This is a genomic window from Erysipelothrix aquatica, assembly GCF_009828775.2.
GTDB classification, from domain to species: Bacteria; Bacillota_I; Bacilli_A; order Erysipelotrichales; family Erysipelotrichaceae; genus Erysipelothrix; species Erysipelothrix aquatica.
This window is the reverse complement of record NZ_WTSY02000001.1, coordinates 74,400-98,093: the sequence shown is the minus strand read 5'-3', so window position 1 is coordinate 98,093 and position 23,694 is coordinate 74,400. Positions and strand designations below refer to the sequence as shown.

The 23,694-nt window shown below is 38.4% G+C and carries 22 protein-coding genes and 1 other annotated feature; of the genes, 18 read left to right on the top strand and 4 right to left on the bottom strand.

The window, feature by feature from the left end:
• Positions 1 to 27 precede the first annotated feature (27 nt).
• A complete protein-coding gene (locus GVV20_RS00440) occupies positions 28 to 1,374 on the bottom strand; it encodes an FAD-dependent oxidoreductase (RefSeq protein ID WP_159641396.1) in 1,347 nt (448 codons plus the stop codon).
• Positions 1,375 to 1,522: 148 nt separating this feature from the next.
• Here GVV20_RS00440 and GVV20_RS00435 point away from each other — a divergent pair, with 148 nt between their 5' ends.
• The 9 genes from GVV20_RS00435 to GVV20_RS00395 all read left to right on the top strand — a co-directional run bounded on the left by GVV20_RS00435 (position 1,523) and on the right by GVV20_RS00395 (position 10,558).
• Positions 1,523 to 2,473 carry a metal ABC transporter substrate-binding protein gene (locus GVV20_RS00435; RefSeq protein ID WP_159741390.1) on the top strand — a complete coding sequence of 317 codons (951 nt, stop codon included), beginning with the start codon at positions 1,523 to 1,525 and terminating at the stop codon, positions 2,471 to 2,473.
• On the top strand, positions 2,463 to 3,134 hold the full coding sequence (locus GVV20_RS00430; protein ID WP_159741391.1) for a metal ABC transporter ATP-binding protein: 672 nt from the start codon (positions 2,463 to 2,465) through the stop codon (positions 3,132 to 3,134). Before GVV20_RS00435 ends, GVV20_RS00430 begins: the two co-directional genes overlap by 11 nt.
• Position 3,135: 1 nt before the next feature.
• Positions 3,136 to 3,942, top strand: coding sequence for a metal ABC transporter permease (locus GVV20_RS00425; RefSeq protein ID WP_159741392.1), 807 nt, complete (start codon positions 3,136 to 3,138; stop codon positions 3,940 to 3,942).
• Positions 3,943 to 4,010: 68 nt separating this feature from the next.
• Entirely contained in the window at positions 4,011 to 4,847 is an 837-nt protein-coding gene (locus tag GVV20_RS00420; protein ID WP_159741393.1) for a VanW family protein, read from the top strand.
• A gap of 84 nt (positions 4,848 to 4,931) precedes the next feature.
• Positions 4,932 to 5,124, top strand: a binding site (T-box leader).
• Between the two features lie 34 nt (positions 5,125 to 5,158).
• A complete protein-coding gene (pheS, locus tag GVV20_RS00415; RefSeq protein WP_159741394.1) occupies positions 5,159 to 6,190 on the top strand; it encodes a phenylalanine--tRNA ligase subunit alpha in 1,032 nt (343 codons plus the stop codon).
• 9 nt (positions 6,191 to 6,199) lie between these two features.
• Positions 6,200 to 8,572 carry a phenylalanine--tRNA ligase subunit beta gene (gene pheT / locus GVV20_RS00410; RefSeq protein ID WP_159741395.1) on the top strand — a complete coding sequence of 791 codons (2,373 nt, stop codon included), beginning with the start codon at positions 6,200 to 6,202 and terminating at the stop codon, positions 8,570 to 8,572.
• Between the two features lie 25 nt (positions 8,573 to 8,597).
• Positions 8,598 to 9,314: a YebC/PmpR family DNA-binding transcriptional regulator gene (locus GVV20_RS00405; RefSeq protein WP_159741396.1), complete on the top strand. Its 717-nt coding sequence runs from the start codon at positions 8,598 to 8,600 to the stop codon at positions 9,312 to 9,314.
• Between the two features lie 86 nt (positions 9,315 to 9,400).
• Positions 9,401 to 9,619 (top strand): YtxH domain-containing protein, encoded by a 219-nt coding sequence (locus tag GVV20_RS00400; protein WP_159645915.1) that lies wholly within the window; start codon positions 9,401 to 9,403, stop codon positions 9,617 to 9,619.
• Positions 9,620 to 9,703: 84 nt separating this feature from the next.
• Positions 9,704 to 10,558 (top strand): alpha/beta fold hydrolase, encoded by an 855-nt coding sequence (locus GVV20_RS00395; protein ID WP_159741397.1) that lies wholly within the window; start codon positions 9,704 to 9,706, stop codon positions 10,556 to 10,558.
• A 35-nt stretch (positions 10,559 to 10,593) separates the two neighbouring features.
• Here the strand turns inward: GVV20_RS00395 and GVV20_RS00390 are convergent, their stop codons facing one another.
• The 3 genes from GVV20_RS00390 to plsY form a co-directional block, all read right to left on the bottom strand.
• On the bottom strand, positions 10,594 to 12,294 hold the full coding sequence (locus GVV20_RS00390; RefSeq protein ID WP_159812609.1) for an ABC transporter permease: 1,701 nt from the start codon (positions 12,292 to 12,294) through the stop codon (positions 10,594 to 10,596).
• Positions 12,291 to 13,007: an ABC transporter ATP-binding protein gene (locus GVV20_RS00385; protein ID WP_159741682.1), complete on the bottom strand. Its 717-nt coding sequence runs from the start codon at positions 13,005 to 13,007 to the stop codon at positions 12,291 to 12,293. Before GVV20_RS00385 ends, GVV20_RS00390 begins: the two co-directional genes overlap by 4 nt.
• 74 nt (positions 13,008 to 13,081) lie before the next feature.
• Positions 13,082 to 13,684 carry a glycerol-3-phosphate 1-O-acyltransferase PlsY gene (plsY, locus tag GVV20_RS00380; RefSeq protein WP_159741683.1) on the bottom strand — a complete coding sequence of 201 codons (603 nt, stop codon included), beginning with the start codon at positions 13,682 to 13,684 and terminating at the stop codon, positions 13,082 to 13,084.
• A gap of 132 nt (positions 13,685 to 13,816) precedes the next feature.
• Between plsY and parE the strand changes: the two genes are divergently transcribed.
• From parE to GVV20_RS00335, 9 genes are all read left to right on the top strand, one after another.
• Complete coding sequence (parE, locus tag GVV20_RS00375) at positions 13,817 to 15,727, top strand: DNA topoisomerase IV subunit B (protein ID WP_159812611.1); 1,911 nt, start codon at positions 13,817 to 13,819, stop codon at positions 15,725 to 15,727.
• On the top strand, positions 15,717 to 18,185 hold the full coding sequence (gene parC / locus GVV20_RS00370) for a DNA topoisomerase IV subunit A (protein WP_159741065.1): 2,469 nt from the start codon (positions 15,717 to 15,719) through the stop codon (positions 18,183 to 18,185). Before parE ends, parC begins: the two co-directional genes overlap by 11 nt.
• A gap of 90 nt (positions 18,186 to 18,275) precedes the next feature.
• A complete protein-coding gene (purB, locus tag GVV20_RS00365) occupies positions 18,276 to 19,580 on the top strand; it encodes an adenylosuccinate lyase (RefSeq protein ID WP_159741066.1) in 1,305 nt (434 codons plus the stop codon).
• Positions 19,570 to 20,592 carry a GTPase RsgA gene (gene rsgA, locus GVV20_RS00360; RefSeq protein ID WP_159741067.1) on the top strand — a complete coding sequence of 341 codons (1,023 nt, stop codon included), beginning with the start codon at positions 19,570 to 19,572 and terminating at the stop codon, positions 20,590 to 20,592. The genes purB and rsgA overlap by 11 nt, the downstream gene beginning before the upstream one ends.
• Entirely contained in the window at positions 20,592 to 20,876 is a 285-nt protein-coding gene (locus GVV20_RS00355) for a YhbY family RNA-binding protein (protein ID WP_159741068.1), read from the top strand. Before rsgA ends, GVV20_RS00355 begins: the two co-directional genes overlap by 1 nt.
• On the top strand, positions 20,873 to 21,892 hold the full coding sequence (gene nadD, locus GVV20_RS00350) for a nicotinate (nicotinamide) nucleotide adenylyltransferase (RefSeq protein ID WP_159741069.1): 1,020 nt from the start codon (positions 20,873 to 20,875) through the stop codon (positions 21,890 to 21,892). The genes GVV20_RS00355 and nadD overlap by 4 nt, the downstream gene beginning before the upstream one ends.
• Complete coding sequence (gene rsfS / locus GVV20_RS00345; protein WP_159636373.1) at positions 21,889 to 22,212, top strand: ribosome silencing factor; 324 nt, start codon at positions 21,889 to 21,891, stop codon at positions 22,210 to 22,212. The genes nadD and rsfS overlap by 4 nt, the downstream gene beginning before the upstream one ends.
• Entirely contained in the window at positions 22,209 to 22,880 is a 672-nt protein-coding gene (locus GVV20_RS00340) for a class I SAM-dependent methyltransferase (RefSeq protein WP_159741070.1), read from the top strand. The genes rsfS and GVV20_RS00340 overlap by 4 nt, the downstream gene beginning before the upstream one ends.
• Positions 22,877 to 23,554 (top strand): 5'-methylthioadenosine/adenosylhomocysteine nucleosidase, encoded by a 678-nt coding sequence (locus GVV20_RS00335; RefSeq protein ID WP_159741071.1) that lies wholly within the window; start codon positions 22,877 to 22,879, stop codon positions 23,552 to 23,554. Before GVV20_RS00340 ends, GVV20_RS00335 begins: the two co-directional genes overlap by 4 nt.
• Positions 23,555 to 23,694: the final 140 nt, after the last annotated feature.

The window sequence follows — 23,694 nt, the reverse complement described above, 5'->3', positions numbered from 1 at the left end:
AAAACTCAGCCGAAGCTGAGCTTTTTATTAAGCGTTTTCTTTATCAAGTGCGGCTTGAGCAAGAATGTTTAAGTAATTCCAAGGACGGTCAAAATGTGGTTGGAAGAAGAAATCAACATATGCAAGATCTTCAATCGTCATTTTATTTTGAACTGCCAAGGATAATGTGTTTGCGGATTGTGTTACGTCATATTTTGAAATAACTTGCCCACCAACAATTCGTCCAGTTCCTTTTTCCCAAACAAGTTTCATCATAACTTCTTCAGTTGTAGGCATAAACTCAGGACGGTAGTTATCTTTAACAACAACAGAATCAACTTCAAGACCGAAGTGTGGTGCTGAGTTTACAGTGACTCCAGTTGATCCAATGTTGTAGCCAAATAAGTAAAGACCAGAAGTTCCTTGTGTTCCTCGGTATTTTACTTTGTTCTCGACGATGTTACGACCTACAAGTGATCCCATACGTACCGCATTTGTTGCAAGAGGGATGTATGCATTTTGTCCATTAGGATTGTAATGAACAGCAACATTATCACCAGCTGCAAAAATTTCTGGGCGGCTTGTTTGCATGTATTCGTTAACAATAACAGCACCATTTGGTAATGTATCTACTTTACCTTGGATTAATTCATTGCTTGGACGGAATCCAACGCAAAGAATGACCATGTCTGCTTCGAATTCACCTTCTGAGGTAACGACTTTATTAACTTTACCGTTTTCATCAGCTTTGAATTCTTGAACAACTTGATTTAATGCGATGTTTACGCCGCGTTCTGTAAGGTCTGCTTCTAAAACGTCTGTAAACTCAGGATCAAGATATTTATTCAAAATACGATCTAGACCATCAACAAGTGTTACTTGTTTTCCTGATTCAACAAAAGCTTCAACGAGTTCGATTCCGATGTATCCACCACCGACAACAACGATTCGTTCAGCATCTTCTTTGCGAGCGATGATTTCTTGAGCTTGGTTGTAGTTTTTACATAACAAGATATTTTCAGATTGGATACCTGGGATTGGTGGCGTAATTGGCCATGATCCTGTTGTTAGTACCAATTTGTCATATGACTCAGTAAATGATTCATTTGTAAGCATATTTGTTACACTTACAGTTTTTGTGTCAACATCAATGTTGGTGACATTGTGTTCCATATGTACGTCTGCGCCAAGACCTTTTAATTCTTCTGGATTTGAGTAAAAAAGTTCTTCCGCTTTTTTAACAACGCCTCCAACATAGAGAGCGATTCCACATGATAAGAATGATACGTTATCATTTCTTTCGAAGACTTTAACTTCTGCTTGTGGTGCTTCTTTCAAAATTGCTTTAACTGCTGATGTACCCGCGTGTGTACATCCGATTACTACTACTTTCATACATAAACCTCCTATATGTACTTTCCAATTATACGTGAGCAAATTGAGAGAAGATATACTTTAAAAGTGAAAAGTAGTGAAAATCGTTGACAAAAATAACAAGCAAATCTATAATTGTAGTTGCAAAAAATTTGCAACTGGAGGAAATATGAAAAAAATACTGATCATCATAAGCTCTATGCTTATGTTAGCAGGGTGCTCAGTGGCACCACAAAGAGCGTCTTTGAATGTCGTTACAAGTTTCTATCCACTTGCAGATTTCGCTACACGAGTGGGTGGAGAGCATGTAAACGTCTATAATATTCTGCCGAGCGGGGCAGATGCTCATAGTTTTGAGCCAACACCCAAAGACATGCAAAAAATTTCGGAAGCAGATGTTTTTATAATTCATGGTCTTGGATTTGAAGCTTGGACAGATTCAGTACTCAAAAGTTCAATTGTGAAAAATACGAGCGTATTAACAAGCGGTATGTATAGTGAAGTCATCGAACGTGAAGAGATTCACAATGATGAAGGCGAAACAGGTCATGAAAGCCATGACCATGATCACGATGATCATGATCATGGTCCAATGGATCCCCACACTTGGTTAGATCCGCTTAATGCACTTCGTCAGGTTGAGGCAATCAAAGATACTTTTATCGCTCTTGACCCAGTGCATGCTTCAGATTACACGGATAATTTTGAAATACTGAAAAAAGAACTGGAAGACTTAGATAATGCCTACCGAACTGCATTAGGTCCGTATAAAGGCAATACTATTGTTGTTGAGCATGAAGCTTTTGGTTATTTAGCACACGCATATGGATTAGAACAACGTGGCGTAATTAATGGACTTCTTAGTGAAGAACCGACACCTCGACGACTTCAACAATCAATTGACTATATTAAGGAAAATAATATATCTGTATTATATGCGACACCATCGGGTTCATCCAAAACGCTTGATGTCATTCAAAAGGAAACAGGTTCTCACATTTTGGAACTCTATACCTTAGAAAGTTTGACCCGAGCACAGATTGCGGAAGGGGAGAACTATACAACTATTATGTATAAAAATTTAGATTCATTGAAGGAGGGATTATCTTATGGAAAATAGTCCAATAATAATGGTGCGTGACTTATCATTTTCGTATGATAAACGGTCCGTATTAAAAGATGTTAGTTTTGACATCAATCAAGGAGATTTCTTGGCGCTTGTCGGCGCAAATGGTTCGGGTAAGTCAACATTGATGAAGCTCATGTTGGGGCTTCTAACGCCGCAACAAGGTTCGGTTGAAATATTTGGGTCCAACATTTTGAATCTCAAAAATTTTGCGTCAATCGGATATGTCCCGCAAGGTGGTCTGGGTACAGTTTCTAACTTTCCAGCTACCGCTTTGGAAGTTGTATTATTACGAATTAAGGGTGGCAATTTTTTCAATTTTTCAAATAAAAAACGTAAAAAACAGGCGATGGATGCATTACGTCACGTTGGACTTGAATCAAAAGCGAATGATTTAATTTCAAATCTTTCAGGTGGTCAATTGCAACGTGTTCTTATTGCACGTGAACTCATGATGAATCCGGAAATTATGTTTCTTGATGAACCTACGAGTGGATTGGATAGTCAATCGATTGCGACACTTTTCGAATTGCTCCAACATATAAACGAAAAGCATAATATAACTATAGTAATGGTTACGCATCAATTGGATCAAGAGAACTTACCCATTAATCGTGTACTGACAGTATCCGATTATGATGTAAAGGAGATATAGAATGTTTCAGTATGAATTTATGAGAAATGCCTTTATTATTGGTGGCATTCTGGCAGTTGCTATTCCATTAATTGGGGTCGTCATTGTATTTAAACACATGTCGATGATTGGAGATGCATTGTCCCATGTATCTTTGAGCGGTATTGCTTTAGGACTTATTTTAAATGTTAATCCATTAATAGGTGCGATTGTGATGGCTCTGATTGCGACATTAAGTATCCAAATTATTCAAAATCGTTTTGGAAAATATACTGAGTTAGCGATTGCTGTAATCATGTCTTTTGGGATTGGATTATCAGCAATTCTGATGGGATTTGTAGATAATCCGGCCAATTTTAACAGTTTCCTTTTTGGCAGTATCGTGGCGATAGGCGGAAGTGATAATATTTTGGCTATCATTCTATCAATTGTACTTATTATTGCATCCATATATTTTTACCGTCAATTCTTCTTTATCGCTTTTGACGAAACTTCTGCACATTTTTCAGGAATTAATGTCAAAAGAACAAATATAATTTTCTTAATACTAACTGCATTAACAGTATCCGTCGCTTCTAGGATTGTTGGAGCTCTAATTGTTTCCTCTCTCATGGTAATTCCGACTGCCACAGCAATGCAAGTCGGAAAGAGCTATCGTCAAACCATGTATTATGCAATCCTATTCTCACTTATGTCGGTATGGGGTGGTCTTGCTGCATCGTACACATTCGATATTGCACCTGGAGGAACTATCGTTATGATGGGTATTCTGATTTTACTTGCAGTCATCATTCCAACAGCTATAAAGCATCGACTTAAGTCATACTGACTATGATATACTATAAGTGTAAGTGTAAATTACAATATGATTTACACTTTTTTTATTGGGAGGTCACCATGCGATTTTCAAGTATTTCACCGATCACGTTCAAGATTGCTGTGAAAGGTCATATCTTTAAGCGACATGCTCGCAATTTTTTTGATTCTAATCGTTATGCTAAAACATTTTCCGATAAACTGTTACCTTATAAAATTTATAGTCATAAGTCATTAATAATGAGAAAGCTAGGAAATACGAACCTGCAGCTCCAAGCCAATAAAAAAATTAACCTTGGCATCGCTGCACCAAAAATCACGAATATTCTAATTCGTCCTCAAGAAACCTTTTCTTTTTGGAGCCTTGTTGGACCACAATCTTCACGAAGAGGGTATCTTGAGGGTGTGACCATATCAAACGATCGGATATCTCAGGACTATGGTGGTGGCATGTGTCAATTCACCAATCTATTACATTGGATTGTTTTGCACACACCTCTAACAGTTACAGAATATCATTCACATGATCGTTTTGATTTGTTTCCGGATTATAAACGCCAAGTTCCATTTGGAATTGGAACATCAATTTACTACAATTATCTTGATTACTGTTTTAAAAACGAAACAGAAAATACATATCAATTATGCGTATGGTGTGATGATACGTATTTAAATGGTGAAATCTACTGTTCAAATCCGCTCCCGATGAAATATCACGTCCGGTGTGAAAATGAAGTCTTTGTAATGGAGGATGGGGTTGTTTACCGAAAAAATGAAATTTACCGAATCATGAATGATAAAACTACAGGAATTCAATTAAAAAGAGAATTACTAAAAAGGAATCATGCACGGGTTATGTACGATTATGATTTAATTCCTGTACCTGTTGATGGGATGACTAATGAAGTTGTAAGTTAGGACATTGTTTTTAATGCGTTAGATAAGTGGTAAACAAGGAAACATCCTTGATTAATACCAGTGAATTAGGTATAATTGATTCGATATAAATCGTTGAAGAGGAATAGTAATAACACCCTTTAATTTACAGAAACTTAGGATGATGAGACCTAGGAATTAAACTGTTGTGAATTCACCTTGAAGAGAAGCTAATCACTTCCGTGTTGTTTGCGTTAAAAACTTTAGAGATGTATACATTAGTATAAATCAGGATGGTACCGCGCTTGACGTTCCTGGACGTGTGGTACTTTTTTATATTTTAGGAGGAAATTATGGACTTAAAAGAAATTATGGAAAAAGGTCTTGCAGCAATCGGACATGCACATTCATTAGAAGCATTAAATGATGTACGTATCGAATATTTAAGCAAAAAAGGCCATCTAACCAAAGTAATGGGAACAATGAAAGATCTCTCAAATGAGGAGAAGCCGCTGTTTGGAAAACGTGTCAATGAAGCTAAAGAAGCGATTGATTCGGCGCTTAAAGCGAAACAGCAACATTTGGAATCAGTACGATTAGACGAACAAATGAAAGCTGATGCAATTGACGTAACTATGCCTGGAACGCTCTTTAATATTGGAACACAAAACCCAATCATATCAATTCAACGAGAAATTGAAGAACTATTCCGTGAAATGGGGTATCAAGTTGTTGAAGGGGATGAGGTTGAATTGGATCTATATAACTTCGAACGTGCCAATATTCCTCAAGATCACCCTGCTCGAGAAATGCAAGACACTTTCTACATCGATGAGCATACGTTACTTCGTACGCATACCACAGCCATTCAAACACGCACCTTGGAAGCATATGCACCTCATGTTCCGTTAAAAGTAATTTGCCCTGGAAAAGTTTACCGACGTGATGATGATGATGCGACACACTCCCACCAATTTGTTCAAATTGAAGGACTTGTTGTCGGTCATGGTATCACATTGAGTGACTTAAAAGGAACTTTATCATTGTTTGCGAAGCGTATGTTTGGGGAGTCACGTGTGATTCGTTTCCGTCCGTCATACTTCCAGTTTACTGAACCTTCAGTTGAAGTTGACGTATCTTGTCATATTTGTGATGGCAAGGGCTGCAATGTCTGCAAGCAAACTGGTTGGATTGAGATTTTAGGTGCTGGGATGGTTCACCCCCAAGTATTGAAAGATGCTGGTTATACCGATGAAACCCTTACTGGATTTGCATTTGGTGCTGGTGTTGAACGTATTGCCATGCTCAAGTATGGAATCGAAGATATTCGATCATTCTATATTAACGATAAGCGCTTTATCGAGCAGTTTAAGCGATACGAGTAGGAGGAGTCTATGTTAGTTAGTCGAAAATTATTAGGAAGATATGTAGATATTAAAGGAATTACAACTCAAGAAATTGCAGATACCTTAACAAATGCTGGATTAGAAGTTGAAGGCGTCGATAGTTTACTGCAAGGAACAAAACTTGTAGTGGGTCATGTTCTTGAGTGTGAACCACATCCAGACAGTGATCATTTGAACGTCACTCAAGTCGATTTAGGGACTCATGTCGAGCAAATCGTCTGTGGTGCTTCGAATATTGCGAAAGGGCAATACGTTGTTGTTGCGACTGTGGGCGCAGAACTTAAAGATTTGACCATCAAAGAAACTAAAATTCGTGGCGTCGAATCAAAAGGAATGATTTGCTCTTTAACTGAGTTAGGAGTTGCAGAAAAATTTCTCACAGATGAGCAAAAAGAAGGCATCGTTGTTTTACCAGAAGCTAAACCAGGTAGTAACCCAGCAGAAGCATTGGGCTTGGACGATGAGATTATGGATGTGTCACAAACACCAAATCGCTCAGATTTCTTATCAATGTTCGCGATAGCACACGAAGTGAGTGCACTCTTTAAACGTCCATTGACCTTACCAACTTTTGAGAATGCCGCATCCGGTGGCGCACCAACAAATCTCAAGATCACATCATACACAGAGAAAAGTCCATTATTCTTGGGTAAAGTTATCAATAGCGTCACAATAGGCCAATCTCCAGACTGGATTCGTGAAGCACTGATTGGTTCAGGCATTAAGCCAATCAATAACGTTGTTGATATTTCAAACCTTGTTATGTTAGAAACAGGTCAACCACTTCATTTCTATGACATCGATTTCTTAGCAAATCAAGACTTATCCGTCCGTGATGATATTGAAGGAAGTTACGAAGCCCTTGACGATAAAACCTACACATTGAACAAAGGAGACCTCGTTATTATGAATGGCGATACACCAGTTGGAATCGCCGGCATCATGGGACTTGGAAATTCAATGATTCAGGACAATTCACGCGGAATTGTGATTGAAGCTGCTCGCTTTAATCATGTTTCAGTACGAAAAACTGCAACAAGAATTGGTGTAAACACAGACGCTTCAGCACGATTCACAAAAGCTATGGATCCTTTATCGGCACACCAAGCAATGGACCGTGCAGTGCAGCTCTTAATTGAATACGCTGATGCAACTGAAATTGAAGCGACAGTTCAATATGGATCTATTTCCTACGAACCAAAACAAGTATCCATTACAGTTGACCGTATCAATGCTTACCTTGGAACGCATTTATCGGAAGATGTTGTGATGGATGTATTCGAACGACTCTATTTCGCGCCGACGATTACGGACGGTGTTATTACATGTACCGCACCTTCATTTAGAAACGATATCGAAATTGAAGTGGACCTAATCGAAGAAGTCATCCGCGTTGTAGGATATGATGTTCTTGAAGAAACATTACCGCTCATGGATTTAACCTTGGGTAACTTGACACCGTTCCAAAGAAATATTCGATTAATTGAATCAGTTATGTTGGGTTTTGGTGCCTATCAAACCAACACATATACTTTAGTTGAAAAAGCGATGACTGAGGGATTCGAAAGTCTTGGTGAACCTGTTGGACTCATGAGTCCAATGAGTGATAAACGTGCACATTTGCGAACCCAATTATTCCCATCAATGCTGGAAGTAGTCGCTTATAACAATGCTCATAAAGTAACTGATGGTCTTTATTTCGAACATAGTGCAATTACGGCGAAAGACAAAACATCATACCGACTTGCAATAATTGGCCAAGGAAAAGTGTTCAGTGAAAACTGGACAAAGTCATCAGTGGATATTGATTTCTTTAACGTAAAAGGAATGTTGATGTCGTTACTTGATAAACTCGGCTTTAGCGAAAAACGTATCGGCTTCAGTACAGATACTGTAGATACATCAGTTTTACATCCTTATAAATCTGCGGAAATTACTTTGAATCGACAACATCTTGGTGTGATTGGTCAGGTGCATCCAACACTTGCATCTAAACATGACCTCAAAGATGTTATGTATGTTGAGATTGATTTGGACTTCCTTCTCAATCAAAAGCGTGGTCAAATTAAAGCCGCACCTGTTGCGAAATATCCAATTGTTACACGAGATCTTGCAATCTTATGCGAGAAGTCTGTTAAAGTTAGCGACTTGAGTGCATCTATTGAGAAAGCATCCCGTCGTTACCTTGTTGGATTAAATGTATTTGATGTGTTTACATCTGAAAAACTTGGTGACAAGCAATCCATTGCATTTAAATTATCAATGGGCCAAAACCGTACTTTATCGGTTGAAGAAGTTCAAGAAGTAATGGATGCCATTACGCAAGAACTTGTATCAAAATATAATGTAGAAATTCGTTAACATAGACAATAGAGGAGGAAAATTTATGGGACGCGCATTTGAAGTTCGAAAAGCATCCATGGCGAAAACGAACGCAGCTAAAACAAAAGTTTATTCACGCTATGGAAAAGAGATTTATATGGCTGCGAAGGCAGGGGTTCCTGACCCGGAAATGAACGTTGGCTTGAAACGTATTATAGATGAAGCCCGTGCAAAACAAGTTCCTGCTGATGTCATTAAACGTGCTATTGAAAAAGCTAAAGGTGGATCAGAAGAGAGTTATCATGCTGTAACGTATGAAGGATTTGGACCTGGAGCTTCAACCTTTATTGTTGAATGTTTAACGGACAATGATAACCGTACTGTCAGTGAGGTGCGCAACTGCTTCACAAAATCCAAAGGTAAAATGGGTGTAAGTGGTAGTGTAATGCATGGTTATGACCATGTTGGAATTCTTTCATTTGAATTCGATAACGACGAAGCAATCATGGAGGTCTTACTCGAAAATGATGTTGATCTTCAAGATATCGAACTGGAAGAAGGCTCTATTACAGTAACAGTAGATACTGCTAGCCTCCATAAAGCAAAAGAGGCAATCGAAACATTATTACCAGATGTGACGTTTGATCTTCTTGAAATTACTTTCTTACCACATGAGTATGTTGGGGTTGATGAAGAAGACCAAGCCAATTTTGAAAAACTCATTAACATGCTTGATGAAGTCGAAGATGTTCAAAATGTCTTCCATAATGCACAACTTTAAGATGAAAATTGTATGGTAAATAATCACCACACTTGAGACTTCTTAACAAATCCCTTATAATTTAAACATGAAAAGGGGGTATACATATGGAAAATATTGTAGATAAAGCAAAAGAACTTTTAGAAAAAACAAAAGATCAAGCAAGCGAAACCACCGACGAACTTAAAGATAAAGCCAGTGATGTAGCTGAAGATCTTAAAGAAAAGGCAGATGAGCTAGCCGATAAAGCTGGTAAAACTGCTGAAAATCTAAAAGACAAAGCTGAAGATGTCGTTGAAGACATCAAAGAAAAATTCAATAAATAAAAAGACGCCATCAGGCGTTTTTTTATGTGTGAGTGTGTAAATGAAATCGGTGTGTGATATGATAAAGAAAACGGAGGTATTGTGATGTTCGACTATCTAAATGTTTCAGATAATGTTTCACTATTTTATATGAAGCACTTGGTTCCAAATCCACGTGGAACTATTGTGATGTGTCACGGATTTACAAATCATAGTGGAGATTATGAACATTATATTAAAATGCTTAATGCCGAGAACTATTCAGTGTACAGCTATGATATGCGTGGTCATGGAAAAACATCTTCTGAACTGGGTGATCTTGATCATTATCAAACGTATGTCAATGATTTACATGTCATGGTTCGCATGGCTTTAAGGGAAAACCTACACATACCACTATTTACACTTGGGTTTAGCATGGGTGGGTTGGTTTCGGCTATGCTTGGAGTTCAGTATCCCAATACGCTTAGTGGGCAACTCTTTCTAGGACCTGCAGTTGGTTATGTTGCTGCAGTCGAAGGAAATTTGAAATATTTAACGTCTTTAGGTGGTAAAATTGCTCCAAATCTATGGGTTGAATTCAAGGGTGATACAATTAGTTTGAATGATCCGCGCAAAAAAGAAACCCTTGAAGATAACTTTGTTTTCACGAGCAAAAATCCATTGCAACGAAAATACTACACAATGCGATTTGTGAATACGGTATTTGTTGCAGCGCCTAATTATCTTCTAGACGTACTTCAAGATTATCGTTATCCATGTTTTATTATGCATGGTGCACTGGATAAAACAGTCCATTCAAGTGTTGGGAAACACTTTTATGATACGGTTTCGTCAAAAGACAAGTCGTGGAAGTTGTACGAAGGCATGCATCATGTCCTTTATGATGAGCCTGATGGTGATACTGTAATCATGGATTCAATTGCGTGGCTTAACGCAAGGACATCTCCACAAAAATAAAAACTGTCAGATAACGGAACTGACAGTTTTTTTTCTTATAATTCTTCGAGTTTTTTAGGAAAGTGAGTGCGTCCCAAACGAATCATCCATTTGTAGCATAAAAATGCAAAGACAACGATCATCACTGTAATTAAAGGTGCCGATATAATAAGCTCAGTATTTAAGATAATAAAGACGCTAATAATCGATAGCCCCATCATAACAAACATTGGGACAACCGCCATAAAGTTATTCTTAACGGCTTGTTGTTCGTTTTCCCAGTTCAGTTTTGGTGCGTATACGTCAGTCACCATTGCGATTGTATTCTCACAGACAGTAGCAAGTACTGCAGCAATCATATAACCTATAAATGATAAGACCGGGACCTTAACAATAATAAGTCCGACCACCCCGATTAGAAGTGGAACGATAACCATCGTTAATGTACCAAGTAAGATTTTTGCTTGGAGTAGTGTTTCAAACGGAATCGGCATGACTGAGAAGCTCAGCATTGAGCGTCCTTCTCTAGAAAATGCTGTGGACGATATTGTTCCCATTGCACTCATGAAAAATGCGATTAAGAATCCTCCGATAAAGAAAATCATGAGGAGTTGCATACTATCAATTTGTTTGAAGAAGTCTGCAACCATTGGTAAACCACCCATAATTTCAACCAAACCGCCACTGAGAAATATTGGAAGGAACATAAAGAGAGGCATGATTAATACGATTAAGAAGTAATTCATCATGTATGTTGGTGTTCGTAAAATATTTTTAAAATCATATTCCAGTATAGCCCGGCGTTGTGATTTTGAAATGCTTTCACTGTAGGTTTCGGAATGTGACATTTTACGTTTTTTAGCGGTACCTTCGCTAATACCGATAGCCCCTTTAAAATACATAAATTGTGTTAAGAAAATAATTGCTATCGTACTTACGATAGAAATAACAATTCCAATTAAAATGGACAATAAGGAGGTATTCACGATACCTCGTGCTAAGAAATCGCTACTTGGGAAGATGCCACTCAAGAGATTAACAAGTGCGTTATCGCCAGATTGTAGCGAAAGAAGCATTTGTTCGATATTAAAAGATGACTCTGGATCCGCAATTTGAATTGCGAATATAAAGAAGAAGACCATCGCAAATCCAATGAACATGGATATATAGGTAAATATATCTTTATTCTTAAAGAAAGGAATAAATGTAAAGAGAATAATAATGATTCCAACTGATAATGCAACCGGTAATAAGGGTAAGAAGAGATTCGCAAGGATGTAAAATGGAATGAAAGACCATCCCGGATTCACAACAACAAAGTATGCGATTCCAAAGGGAATCGTAAACATTGCCATTTGCTCAACCATAAGGACAAACGTTGTCAGCAATTTTGCACTTACAATCTCAAGTGGTCGAATCGGCATAACGAGGAGCCGCTCTATGTCTTTAGAAAAATAGAATACTGTGGGTGTAAAGATGATTCCCATTAGTAATAGATAGACAGATACTCCAATAAATAACATTTGGATTGCTAAGCCAGGTTGACCGACTGCATTGAGTGCAGCAATTAGTTGGTATGAGAAAAATCCGACAATTCCGAAGATATACAGATAGAGAATTCCGAATAGAATTTTACGTCCCACAGAGGACATACGCTTGTTCTTTTTCTTTTTACGTTGACTGAGGCCAGTTTGCATAATCTGATCGCGCGATGTTTTAAGGAGCACTCGAGTCAAAGTGATGATACGACTTATCATTTGGTAAGCTCCAAGAAGATTTCTTCAAGTGAAAGTTCATCATACTGTGCTTTCAAGTCTTCAAGGATACCGGTATAGACGATTTTTCCATGATTAATGATTGCAATGCGATCACATAGTTTTTCTGCAACCTCCAGGACGTGTGTCGAAAAGAAGACTGATTTTTGTTGATTAGCGCGCTCACGCATTAATTGCTTGAGAACATATGAAGATTGAGGGTCGAGTCCTGTAAGTGGTTCATCTAAAATCAACAGGTATGGATCATGAATTAAGACACCCATAACCATCATTTTTTGACGCATTCCATGTGAATACGAGTCAATACGATCTCCGAGTGCTTCTTCCATTTTTAATAATTCAGAATAATGACGAATTCGTTCTTGACGTAACTGAGTATCGACTCCGTACATATCAGCGACAAAGTTTAAGTACTCGATGCCTTTCAATTTTAAGAAAGCGTTTGGATCATCAGATACATATCCAAATTGTTGTTTTGCGTGGATAGGATCACTAAAGATATTGTAACCATTGATCTCGATATTCCCCGAATCCGGAGCAAGAATCCCTGTAAGCATCTTAATGGTTGTTGTTTTTCCAGCACCATTTGGTCCGATAAATCCAACAATTTCCCCTGGTTGGATTGTTAATGTTAAATCATCAACGGCTTTGTGTTCTCCGCTGTAAGTCTTTGATACATTTTGAATAGCAATCATAAACTTCTCCTTTTAGTGTGTGACTACACTAACACAATAGCACGACAACATAAAAAAAGCAACGAATTCGTTGCTTACATCCATGTTATTTTTCGTTCAGTATGGCTCATAATACGCTTGATATTTTCACGATGTCTAACAACGACAATGACGGAAATAATGACGCTAGCCAACGTTACACGAATATCAGGTTGTGTTAATGCGATAATCAATGCTCCAGCAGGAACTGCAATAATTGATGAGAGCGAAACAATCTTTGTAATATAAAGTAATAAGACAAAGATCGCGAGCGGTAATACAAAGTGCAACAACACATTATGTGTTATTAATATGGAAACACTTAAATAAAACCCCATAGCAGTTGAAACGGCTTTACCACCTCTGAAATTTGCAAAAACAGGAAAACAATGACCGATTGTTGCAAAGAATCCCGCAAATATCATTGCATCAGGTGCAATGAAATACGTGATCACCATTGCAATCGCAGCTTTCAATACATCGAAGATAATGACGAAAATCCCAGCTTTTTTACCTAACGTACGACCAGCATTGGTCCCGCCAAGATTTCCGGATCCGTGTTGGCGTATATCTGTTTTATAGAAAACTTTTCCAATAACTAATGCAAATGGAATCGAGCCTAAGAGATAACCAATCAAGGATGCAATAAAATAATTCATATGTTCACCTCAAATTGTTTGAATACCAAATAATTATACACTATTTGATAGTTTTGAAGCAAAAGAATTGGTGATAACTTCAATTCTTTGAAAAGCGTGTTATAATTACGCTTGAAAAGGAGTTGGGGTAACTTGAGTAAACAAGATTATTCAGCATCAAGTATTGAAATACTTGAGGGGCTTGAAGCCGTTCGTAAGCGTCCCGGGATGTATATCGGATCTACAGATCAACGTGGTCTACATCATTTAGTTTGGGAAATTATGGATAATGCGATAGACGAAGCGCTTAACGGTTATGGTAAGTCTATTAAAATAGTAATTGAAGATGATATGACACTTTCAGTACGTGATGAAGGACGTGGAATGCCGATTGAACTCCATAAGAGTGGAGTTAGTGCACTTCAGGTTATTTTTACAGTGTTGCATGCAGGTGGAAAATTTTCAGCTGAAGGAGGCTATAAAACGAGTGGAGGGCTTCACGGTGTTGGAGCATCTGTCGTTAATGCCTTAAGTGAAGAAGTAGAAGTCAAAGTGTACCGTAAAGATGGTACTTATAAAATGAATTTTAGTAATGGTGGAAAAGCCACAACAGAACTTGAACAAATTTCTGAACGCGGGCCAATTGGAAGTTACGTGCGTTTCAAAGCAGATCCACTAATTTTTAAAAATAGTAAGTTCAATTTCGATACCATTTGCGAGCGTGTGCAAGAGAGCGCGTTTCTCTTGCAAGGCATTCGTTTTACCGTTGTCGACGAACGAATTGATGAGACACGTGACTTTGAATACGAAGACGGACTCAATGCATTCATGGCATATATTCATGAAGATACTGAAGTCTTAAGTGAAGTTATTACCTTGACAGGGAAGTCTGAGTCCATTGATGTTAAAATAGCATTACAATACAACGAAGGATACAACGAAGATACCTATTCATACGTAAACTTAGTGCGCACTCATGATGGAGGAACCCACGTTGCAGGTTTTCGTAGTGGCTTTACCAAGGTAATTAACGAATATGCGCGTAAACACAATATTCTAAAAGAAAAAGATAAGAACTTTGAGGGTGGTGACATCCGCGAAGGTTTATCGACTATTATTTCAGTCGGAATTCCTGAAGATATTTTACAATTTGAGGGACAAACAAAAGGGAAGTTAGGGACACCAATTGCACGGGTCGTCGTTGATTCAATTATCACCGAACAACTTCCATACTATTTGGATACACATCATGAAGAAGCCATGAAGATTATTCAAAAGATCCAAAAAGCGACCCATGCTCGACAAGCTGCACGTAAGGCTCGTGAACAAGCCCGTTCAGGGAAGAAAAACCGCATCGAACGCTTGTTGTCAGGGAAACTTGCGAATGCTCAAACACGAAACAAGAATAAAAATGAACTTTTCCTTGTAGAGGGTGACTCTGCTGGTGGAAGTGCAAAACAAGGCCGTGACAGTAAGTTTCAGGCAATTCTACCATTACGTGGTAAAGTGTTGAATACACAAAAAGCAAAGTTTGATGATATCTTGAAAAACGAAGAGTTGAACACGATTATTCATACAATTGGTGCCGGTGTCGGGAAAGAATTTGATGTTGATGACAGCAACTACCGTAAAATTATCATTATGACCGATGCGGATACCGATGGTGCGCACATTCAGGTGCTACTGTTAACTTTCTTCTTTAGACATATGCGTCCGCTTGTTGAAGCTGGGTATGTTTACATCGCTCAACCGCCGTTGTATCGCGTAAAATCAGGAAAAAATCTCCATTACTGCTACAGTGATGAAGAACTGGATAACTACCGCGAAAAATATGGCAAAATTGAAATTCAACGTTATAAAGGACTTGGTGAAATGAACGCTGATCAACTATGGGAAACTACAATGGATCCTTCAACACGATCACTTATCCAAGTTCAAATTGATGACTTTTTAGCTGCTGACAAACGTGTGTCAGTTCTCATGGGTGATAAAGTTGATCCACGTCGTGACTGGATTGAAAAGAATGTCGCGTTTACATTGGAGGAGGAACAAAATGTCGCATGATACAATAATTCAATTACCAATTGAAGACATCGTTGGTGAACGTTTTGGTCGTTATTCCAAGTACATTATTCAAGAACGCGCGCTTCCTGATGTTCGAGATGGGTTAAAACCTGTTCAACGTCGTATTTTGTACGCGATGCACCACGATCGAAATCATTTTGACAAAGCATACCGTAAGTCTGCGAAAACAGTTGGACTTGTAATTGGTAACTATCACCCTCATGGTGACAGTTCAGTCTATGATGCCATGGTTCGTATGTCACAAGATTGGAAATACAATATGCCCTTGATTGATATGCAAGGGAATAATGGGAGTATTGATGATGACCCTGCGGCGGCGATGCGATATACCGAAGCACGTCTCAGTAAAATTTCCCATTCGTTGTTAGAAAATATCGATGAAGACGTTGTTCCGTTTGTATTGAACTTTGATGATACTGAATGGGAACCGTCCGTATTGCCAGCTCGCTATCCAAACTTGTTGATTAATGGATCAACAGGAATTGCCGCAGGTTATGCAACGAATATTCCGCCTTTCAACTTAAAAGAAGTTATGGATGCGGCAATCTTCCGTTTACACAACCCTGAAAGCAACGTCGATGATATCATGACATTTATTCAAGGACCAGATTTTCCTACTGGTGCAATCATCCAAGGAAAAGAGGGCATCCGTGATATCTTAACCAAAGGTCGCGGTCGTGTTGTCGTTCGTGCAAAAACAGAAATTGTCGAAAACAAGACCATGAAGCAAATTGTAATTACGGAATTACCTTATGAAGTTATTAAATCCAATGTTGTCAAAAAGATTGATGAACTTCGTTTTACGAAAGCGAATCAAGGGTTTGGTGATGTCATGGATGTACGTGATGAATCGGACCGTAATGGATTGCGAATTGTTATTGATTGCAAACGCGATGCAGATGCTGAAAGCATTCTAAACCTCTTTTACAAACAGACAGAATTACAAGTTTATTACAATGCGAATATGGTAGCGATTGTTAATCAACGTCCGCAAGTCTGTGGTGTACTCGAAATTCTCGATGCGTATCTAGAATTTCGTCAAGAAATTGTCCTGAATCGAAGTAAGCACCGCTATGCACAAAAAGAAAAACGAATCCATATTCTCGAAGGACTCATGAAAGCAACATCGATTTTAGATGAAATTATCACAATTATTCGTGCTTCCAATAACCGCGGTGAGTCACGCGATAACATTATGGAGGCGTTCGGCTTCACACATGAACAAGCAAGTGCAATCGTTGATTTACAACTTTACCGTTTATCATCAACTGATATCAATGCGTTACGTGATGAATTTGCGAAACTTGCGAATGAAATGGATTATTTAGAGACTGTAATCAACCACAAAGAAATGTTAAACAGCCTCATCATTAAAGAATTCCAAGAAGTTCGTGACACATTTGAAGTGCCACGCCGTTCTGTTATTGAAAATGAAATTTCTAACCTGGAAGTTGACCATTTAAGTTTGATTTCAAATGAACAAGTAATGCTCACACTTACACGAAATGGATATCTCAAACGAGTATCACTTCGTTCTTATGGCTCCAGTCAGAAAGAAATCTTTGCACTTAACGAAGACGATCGTATGGTCTTGAGTAGTGAAGTTGAAACAACGGACTATCTTGTTTATACGACAACAAAGGGCCGCTATGGTATCCTTCTTGTTCATGAAATTGAAGAAGCACGTTGGCGTGATATTGGATCACATATGACGCAATATATGAAACTTGATCCGGAAGAGAAAATAATTAGTGCATTTACACTTAAATCATTTGATACACACATGTTTGTTGTAACCACGAGTGCACAAGGAATGATTAAGAAAACTGCACTATCTGATTTGGAAGTTAAACGTACCAATAGACTTTATGACATCATGAAACTGGGTAAAGATGACGTCCTCATTGATACTTCGATTGCCTATGAACATGATCATCTCATGATTGTAACGCGATTGGGGCAATTAATCCGTATTGATTTGGCCGATGTAAATCCAATTGGTGTTCGAGCTAAAGGTGTGATTGGAATTAAAGTTCGAGTAGGGGATCGTGCCGTAGCTGCAGGAATTTTCCATGATGAGACAGAAGTTGTGATAATGTCTGAACGCGGTCAATTCAAACGTATGAAACAAGATGAGATTCCAGTTCATAATCGCGCAACACTTGGCTCAAGTATTATGAAAACTGTGAAGAGTAATCCTCATTACGTTCAAGATGTTGTTATTGCTAAACTCCAAGATGATATTTTCATCTATAACGACCATCTCACAATTGTATTAGTAAAAGATGTTCCACTTATGGGGGTTGATGCAACATTCTCAAACGTAACCTCTGAAGCAGGTTTCACAATCTTGCATCCACGAATTCACGTTCCAGTTGTTGCAATCCCGCAAAATGCGGAAATAACGCATACTGAACCTTTGAAGTTTGATATATAATTCTGTATAATTGTTAGGTGATATAACCAAGCAAATACAACCAACATCTGGTGGTAATATCCGCCAGATGTTTCTTTTTAAGGAGGCTTTATGATCAATCGTTATTCAAGACCTGAAATGCGACGTTTATTTGAAGATTCGGCTCGTTTCAATGCATGGCTTGAAGTTGAGCTATGTGCTGCGGAAGCATTTTCTGAAATGGGAGTTATTCCGCGTGACGATGTGAAAGTGCTGCGTGAACAAGCGCACTTTGATATCAACCGAATTTACGAAATTGAACAAGAAACACGACACGATGTGGTTGCATTTACACGTGCCGTTAGTGAGTCGCTCGGTGTTGAAAAACGGTGGATTCATTATGGGTTAACAAGTACCGATGTTGTTGACACAGCGTATGGTTACATATATAAGCAAGCGAATGAAATTCTTGAGCAAGGAATCATGACACTTCTTGAGTCATTAAGACTCCAAGCAGTAAAATATAAAGACGTTCCAACAATTGGTCGTACCCATGGTGTCCATGCGGATATTACGAGTTTCGGTCTTAAGTTTGCATTATGGTATGACGAGATGAATCGTCAGCTTGATCGCTTTCGCCATGCTCGAAAAGATATTGAAGCAGGGAAAATATCTGGAGCAGTTGGAAACTTTGCCAATACGCCACCTTTCGTTCAAGATTATGTGTGCGAAAAACTTGGCATTACATCAACGCATATCTCAACACAGGTGCTCCAACGTGATCGCCACGCTTATTACATATCAACACTAGCACTTATTGCGACATCCATCGAAAAGATGGCGACCGAAATTCGTCACTTACAACGCACCGAAGTTCGTGAGGCTGAAGAGTATTTTAATCCAGGCCAAAAGGGTTCATCCGCAATGCCCCATAAACGAAACCCAATCGGTAGTGAAAACATGAGTGGCTGTGCACGTGTAATTCGTGGCTATATGACAACCGCTTTTGAAAATGTTGCACTTTGGCATGAACGTGATATTTCACATTCAAGTGCAGAACGCATTATTTTCCCAGATGCAATAATGTTACTTGATTACATGCTTGTACGCTTTAACCGTATCGTTAGCAATCTTGTTGTCTATGAAGAAGTGATGATGAAGAACATTCATCTAACGCATGGTGTTATTTTCGCACAACGTGTGATGACGACACTCATTGAGACAGGAGGCATGAGCCGAGAAGGGGCATATGATTTTATTCAGCCACTCTCGATGCGCGCATTCAATTCATCTGAACATTTCAAAAATGTTCTCTTAGAGGATAAAAGAATTTTAGATTTCATGGATCTTCAAACATTGGAATCATGTTTCGATGTCGCGTACTTCTTGCGCGAAGTCGACACAATATATGAAAGGGTAAATATAAATGGAAATTAAAAAATGCATGGGCTGTGGGAGCGAACTACAGATAACACATGCGGATCAACGTGGTTATGCGCGATCGATGGATCACGACTATTGTCAATCATGCTTTAGGCTGAAGCACTACCGTGATTTTAAACGGGTTAAAGCACGTGTTGATGATGGAGCAACACTCGAATTTATCGATGGTTTCAAAGGTAATATTTTTTGGGTGTTGGATATCATGCACCTAAACCAAAGTATTCATACAGGATTATTGCGCTCACTCCGTGGTAAAAAAGTCGTACTTGTCGTGAATAAACGCGATTTACTACCAAAATCAGTATCAAATACTAAAATTGAGCATGCAATTATGCGTGCACTCCGTGACGAACCAGTTTCAGTAATGGAAATAGTCTATGTTTCTGCACTTAAACGTGAAACACTTGAACCACTGCTGCCATATATCGAAAACGATGAAACGGCGTTTGTGGGTTGCGTGAATGCAGGTAAATCATCGCTTCTTAACGCACTACTTGGAAATCAGAACTTATCGGTATCACCTGTTGCATCTACAACCGCAGATGTTGTTCGAATTGAAACAGGGCTCGGAGATGTAATTGATACACCCGGATTAAGCAATGAGACAGAGCTTGTCGATAAAATCTCTGATGATACATTAGTGTCGTTGTCCCCACAAAAAACTATTAAACCAACGGTTTTCCAAATCTATGAAAAGCAAACGATTTTATTTGGTAATTTGGGAGCAATCACAATTACGCCAAAGACAACCGTCAACATCATTTCTTATTTACCACTAACCTTAAAGCGTATTAAACCAGAACGATTGGATGCAAACTTAGCCCTCGAACACGAGTTCATGATTGAAAATCCGGAATATCGTCTTCGTAACTGGCCACAACTTGAGGACAAAATTGATATGGAAATCTACGACCTTGGCTTCGTAAGCATTCAAGGCGAAACAGTGGCTGTTGAAACATACTTTGACAAGTCAGCTGTAATTACAATCAGAAAGGCAATGATTTAATGTTAAATAAAGATCAATTAAAAGAATTACGTCGTTTATCACACAATGAAAACGCAATCGTATCCGTAGGGAAGAATGGTATGACACCAACACTTCTCGAAAGTTTTGAATCCGCATTAATTGCACACAACCTTGTTAAGGTATCGATTCAAAAAAACTCAGACATTACCAAAGAAGCACTCATCGAAGAAATTGAAGATCGTTTTGGTGCAACAACTGTCAGCAAAGTCGGACGTGTTGTTGTCTTCTACCGCTATAGCGTAAAAGGCCGTATTAAAGTTTGAGACATGTCATTTTATTTGGAGGGAGCTTTGATCCCATCCACTATGGTCATCTAGAGATAGCCAAAGCTGCTCTTGCATCACGTAATGCCGATGAGTTATGGTTTATTCCAACAAAACGAAGTCCGTTTAAAACTGACAGTACATCATTTGACGATAGGAAACATATGATTGAGATGATGATTTCGGGGCTTAAAAAAATGTCCGTAAATTCTGTCGAATCAATGTTGCCAGAACCTTCATATTCGATTGATACTGTCAGTGAGTTAAAAAAACAGTACCCTGATTATACGTTTGATTGGTTGATTGGTTCAGACCAACTTCCAAGAATGCATGAATGGAAACAATTTGACATGCTTAAAGACAGTGTGCAATTTATTGTATACAATCGAGGAACCGAACATTTAACAACCGATTATCCAATAATCTCTGGTAGTGTCTTTCCATACAGTTCGACGAAGATTCGCGAAGGGAAGTCGATGGCTACCAAACCATCAATATTGCGATACATGACGGAACAAAGTTTGTATATGCAAACACTAAACAGTGCTAATCTTACACCCAATCGAGCAGAACATGTATTTCGGGTTGTCGCCTTAGCTCAAGAGTTAGCGCGTGCTCATAACGTTGATTATGAAGCAGTTACTTTAGCTGCGTATGCACACGATTTAAAAAAAGAGACAGATAAAGAAGATTTAAGAATGATCATGCAAGCAAAAGCACCGCACCACGAAGTGCTGCATCCAGCATTTTATCATGCATTTGCTGCAAAATATTTACTCACACGGAAGTACTACATCAAAAACAAGCATGTTCTTCAGGCAATTGAAGGTCATGTCGATGGCCATAGTACGAATCCAGTGGGGATGATTCTCTACATAGCAGACAAGTGTGAACGTGGTCGTTCGTGGGACAGTGAACCCTTTATTGAGCTCGCAAAACAAGATTTACGAAAAGGATTCAAAGCGTTACGAAAGTATCAACGTGAATTTGAACAAGCGAAAGGAAATTTAAAATGAAAGAATTAAAAGATTTAATTGTGGCAACGTTAGATGAACGCAAAGCCAACGATATAAAAGTTGTGGATTTTGAAAATGGAAACCCATTGGTAGACTACTTTGTCATCGCAGATGCAGCAAGTCATCGCCAAATTAAGGCACTTGCAGACCATGTTGTCGATGCAATAGAAAAGGCAGGATACAAAATTAAAACGGTTGAGAGTGAGCGCGAATCATCATGGATTCTCATTGATGCATACGATGTGGTTGCACATATTTTCTTAACAGAAGATCGTGCTCACTATAATTTAGAGAAACTATATCAGGATCTTATTAAATGAAAAGCTACTACGATGCACTCTTCTATGATCCAGAAGGGGCAAAACGCTATTACGACTTTGTAAACAACCATGCAGTCGGACCACGTGTCATTGAGTTTGCATGTGGAACTGGTGATATCATGAAGATGTTAAGCCCTGATTTTGAAGTAGTGGGTGTCGATATAGATCCTGAGATGATTGAAATTGCTCACCAAAAATATCCAGAGTTAAAAGACGTCACCACAGTTGGTGATTTCCTTGATTACACGCCTGAAACACCCTTCGACACAGCTTTCTGTATTGGTGATAGTACCAACTATATTCTAACATCGGAAGATCTCGAACAATTTATTGAAACAATGACTAACACTTCAAACCATTTAATCGTAGATTGTCATCATCCCCATAGACTTAATGAGTTTGCGGATGATTATTATGAAGAAGGATCAACCGATGAATTTGATTATGCATACCAAATTGAAGTCAATGAAGAACACTTGGTTCATGTTATCAATTTCTTGGATGGGACGTTTGATGCTATTTATCAATGGGTTTTCGATCCAAAACTCTTAATTGATGGATTCGAAAAACGCGGTTTTAAAGTTGATGTTTACACAGATTACATTCATGAGGGTTTCTTACCTGAAGGTGAAAAAATTGTCTTAGTTGCAACAAAGGAGACACTATGATTCTCATAATTGGTGCAATGATTGAAGAAGTGTCGGCACTGACACATAAAATGAAAAATGTTCACGAACAGACAGTGCAAGGGGTCAATGTATGGGAAGGGTTGCTATCTGACCATACTGTAACCGTTGCTTTGAGTGGTGTAGGAAAGGTTAATGCAGCGTATACTGCATCAGCCCTTATTCATGCTTTAAAACCTGAACTTGTCATCAACATCGGAAGTGCGGGTGGATTACAAAAAGGTCAAAATGTTGGTGATATAGTTGTAGCTGAAAAGCTTCAGTATCATGATCTCGATATCGGACCGACAACCCATGAAGATCCTCGATTTATTTTCTATTCAGATGAGAAACTGTTGACGAAAGCTGCAGAAACACTTGAGACATTGGAAATGCCATACCATCAAGGTTTAATTGTTACTGGTGATCAATTTATTACGAAGCATCAGCCACAATTCAATGTTATCCAACAAACATTTCCTCACGCAATTTGTGTTGAGATGGAAGCGGCTGCGATTGCAGCAGTATGCGCACGTTCGAAAACACCATTTATTGTTTTACGGAGCTTAAGTGATGTAACATTTATTGAAGGAAACGAAATATCCTTTGATGAATACCTACCGATTGCTAGTACAAATTCCGCAAACATTTGCGAATTATTTGTTCAAAATTTATAATTAGAAACCTTCTGGTAATCAGGAGGTTTTTTTATGATGTTTACTAATAATAAACGATATTTCACAAGATAGGGCGGGTGTAAACTATGTTAAGTCCGTATGTTCTTTGTTAGTGAAATAAATAACATATTATCCTATAT

What these genes read in the sequence shown, in the direction of transcription:
- plsY (WP_159741683.1), bottom strand. Translation starts at nt 13,684, where the DNA reads ATGAATTATTTTATTGCATCCTTGATTGGTTATCTCTTAGGCTCGATT.
- GVV20_RS00390 (WP_159812609.1), bottom strand. Translation starts at nt 12,294, where the DNA reads ATGATAAGTCGTATCATCACTTTGACTCGAGTGCTCCTTAAAACATCG.
- parC (WP_159741065.1), top strand. Translation starts at nt 15,717, where the DNA reads ATGTCGCATGATACAATAATTCAATTACCAATTGAAGACATCGTTGGT.
- GVV20_RS00400 (WP_159645915.1), top strand. Translation starts at nt 9,401, where the DNA reads ATGGAAAATATTGTAGATAAAGCAAAAGAACTTTTAGAAAAAACAAAA.
- GVV20_RS00430 (WP_159741391.1), top strand. Translation starts at nt 2,463, where the DNA reads ATGGAAAATAGTCCAATAATAATGGTGCGTGACTTATCATTTTCGTAT.
- rsfS (WP_159636373.1), top strand. Translation starts at nt 21,889, where the DNA reads ATGAAAGAATTAAAAGATTTAATTGTGGCAACGTTAGATGAACGCAAA.
- GVV20_RS00420 (WP_159741393.1), top strand. Translation starts at nt 4,011, where the DNA reads ATGCGATTTTCAAGTATTTCACCGATCACGTTCAAGATTGCTGTGAAA.
- purB (WP_159741066.1), top strand. Translation starts at nt 18,276, where the DNA reads ATGATCAATCGTTATTCAAGACCTGAAATGCGACGTTTATTTGAAGAT.
- rsgA (WP_159741067.1), top strand. Translation starts at nt 19,570, where the DNA reads ATGGAAATTAAAAAATGCATGGGCTGTGGGAGCGAACTACAGATAACA.
- GVV20_RS00335 (WP_159741071.1), top strand. Translation starts at nt 22,877, where the DNA reads ATGATTCTCATAATTGGTGCAATGATTGAAGAAGTGTCGGCACTGACA.
- GVV20_RS00395 (WP_159741397.1), top strand. Translation starts at nt 9,704, where the DNA reads ATGTTCGACTATCTAAATGTTTCAGATAATGTTTCACTATTTTATATG.
- pheS (WP_159741394.1), top strand. Translation starts at nt 5,159, where the DNA reads ATGGACTTAAAAGAAATTATGGAAAAAGGTCTTGCAGCAATCGGACAT.
- GVV20_RS00440 (WP_159641396.1), bottom strand. Translation starts at nt 1,374, where the DNA reads ATGAAAGTAGTAGTAATCGGATGTACACACGCGGGTACATCAGCAGTT.
- GVV20_RS00385 (WP_159741682.1), bottom strand. Translation starts at nt 13,007, where the DNA reads ATGATTGCTATTCAAAATGTATCAAAGACTTACAGCGGAGAACACAAA.
- GVV20_RS00425 (WP_159741392.1), top strand. Translation starts at nt 3,136, where the DNA reads ATGTTTCAGTATGAATTTATGAGAAATGCCTTTATTATTGGTGGCATT.
- GVV20_RS00340 (WP_159741070.1), top strand. Translation starts at nt 22,209, where the DNA reads ATGAAAAGCTACTACGATGCACTCTTCTATGATCCAGAAGGGGCAAAA.
- pheT (WP_159741395.1), top strand. Translation starts at nt 6,200, where the DNA reads ATGTTAGTTAGTCGAAAATTATTAGGAAGATATGTAGATATTAAAGGA.
- GVV20_RS00405 (WP_159741396.1), top strand. Translation starts at nt 8,598, where the DNA reads ATGGGACGCGCATTTGAAGTTCGAAAAGCATCCATGGCGAAAACGAAC.
- GVV20_RS00435 (WP_159741390.1), top strand. Translation starts at nt 1,523, where the DNA reads ATGAAAAAAATACTGATCATCATAAGCTCTATGCTTATGTTAGCAGGG.
- GVV20_RS00355 (WP_159741068.1), top strand. Translation starts at nt 20,592, where the DNA reads ATGTTAAATAAAGATCAATTAAAAGAATTACGTCGTTTATCACACAAT.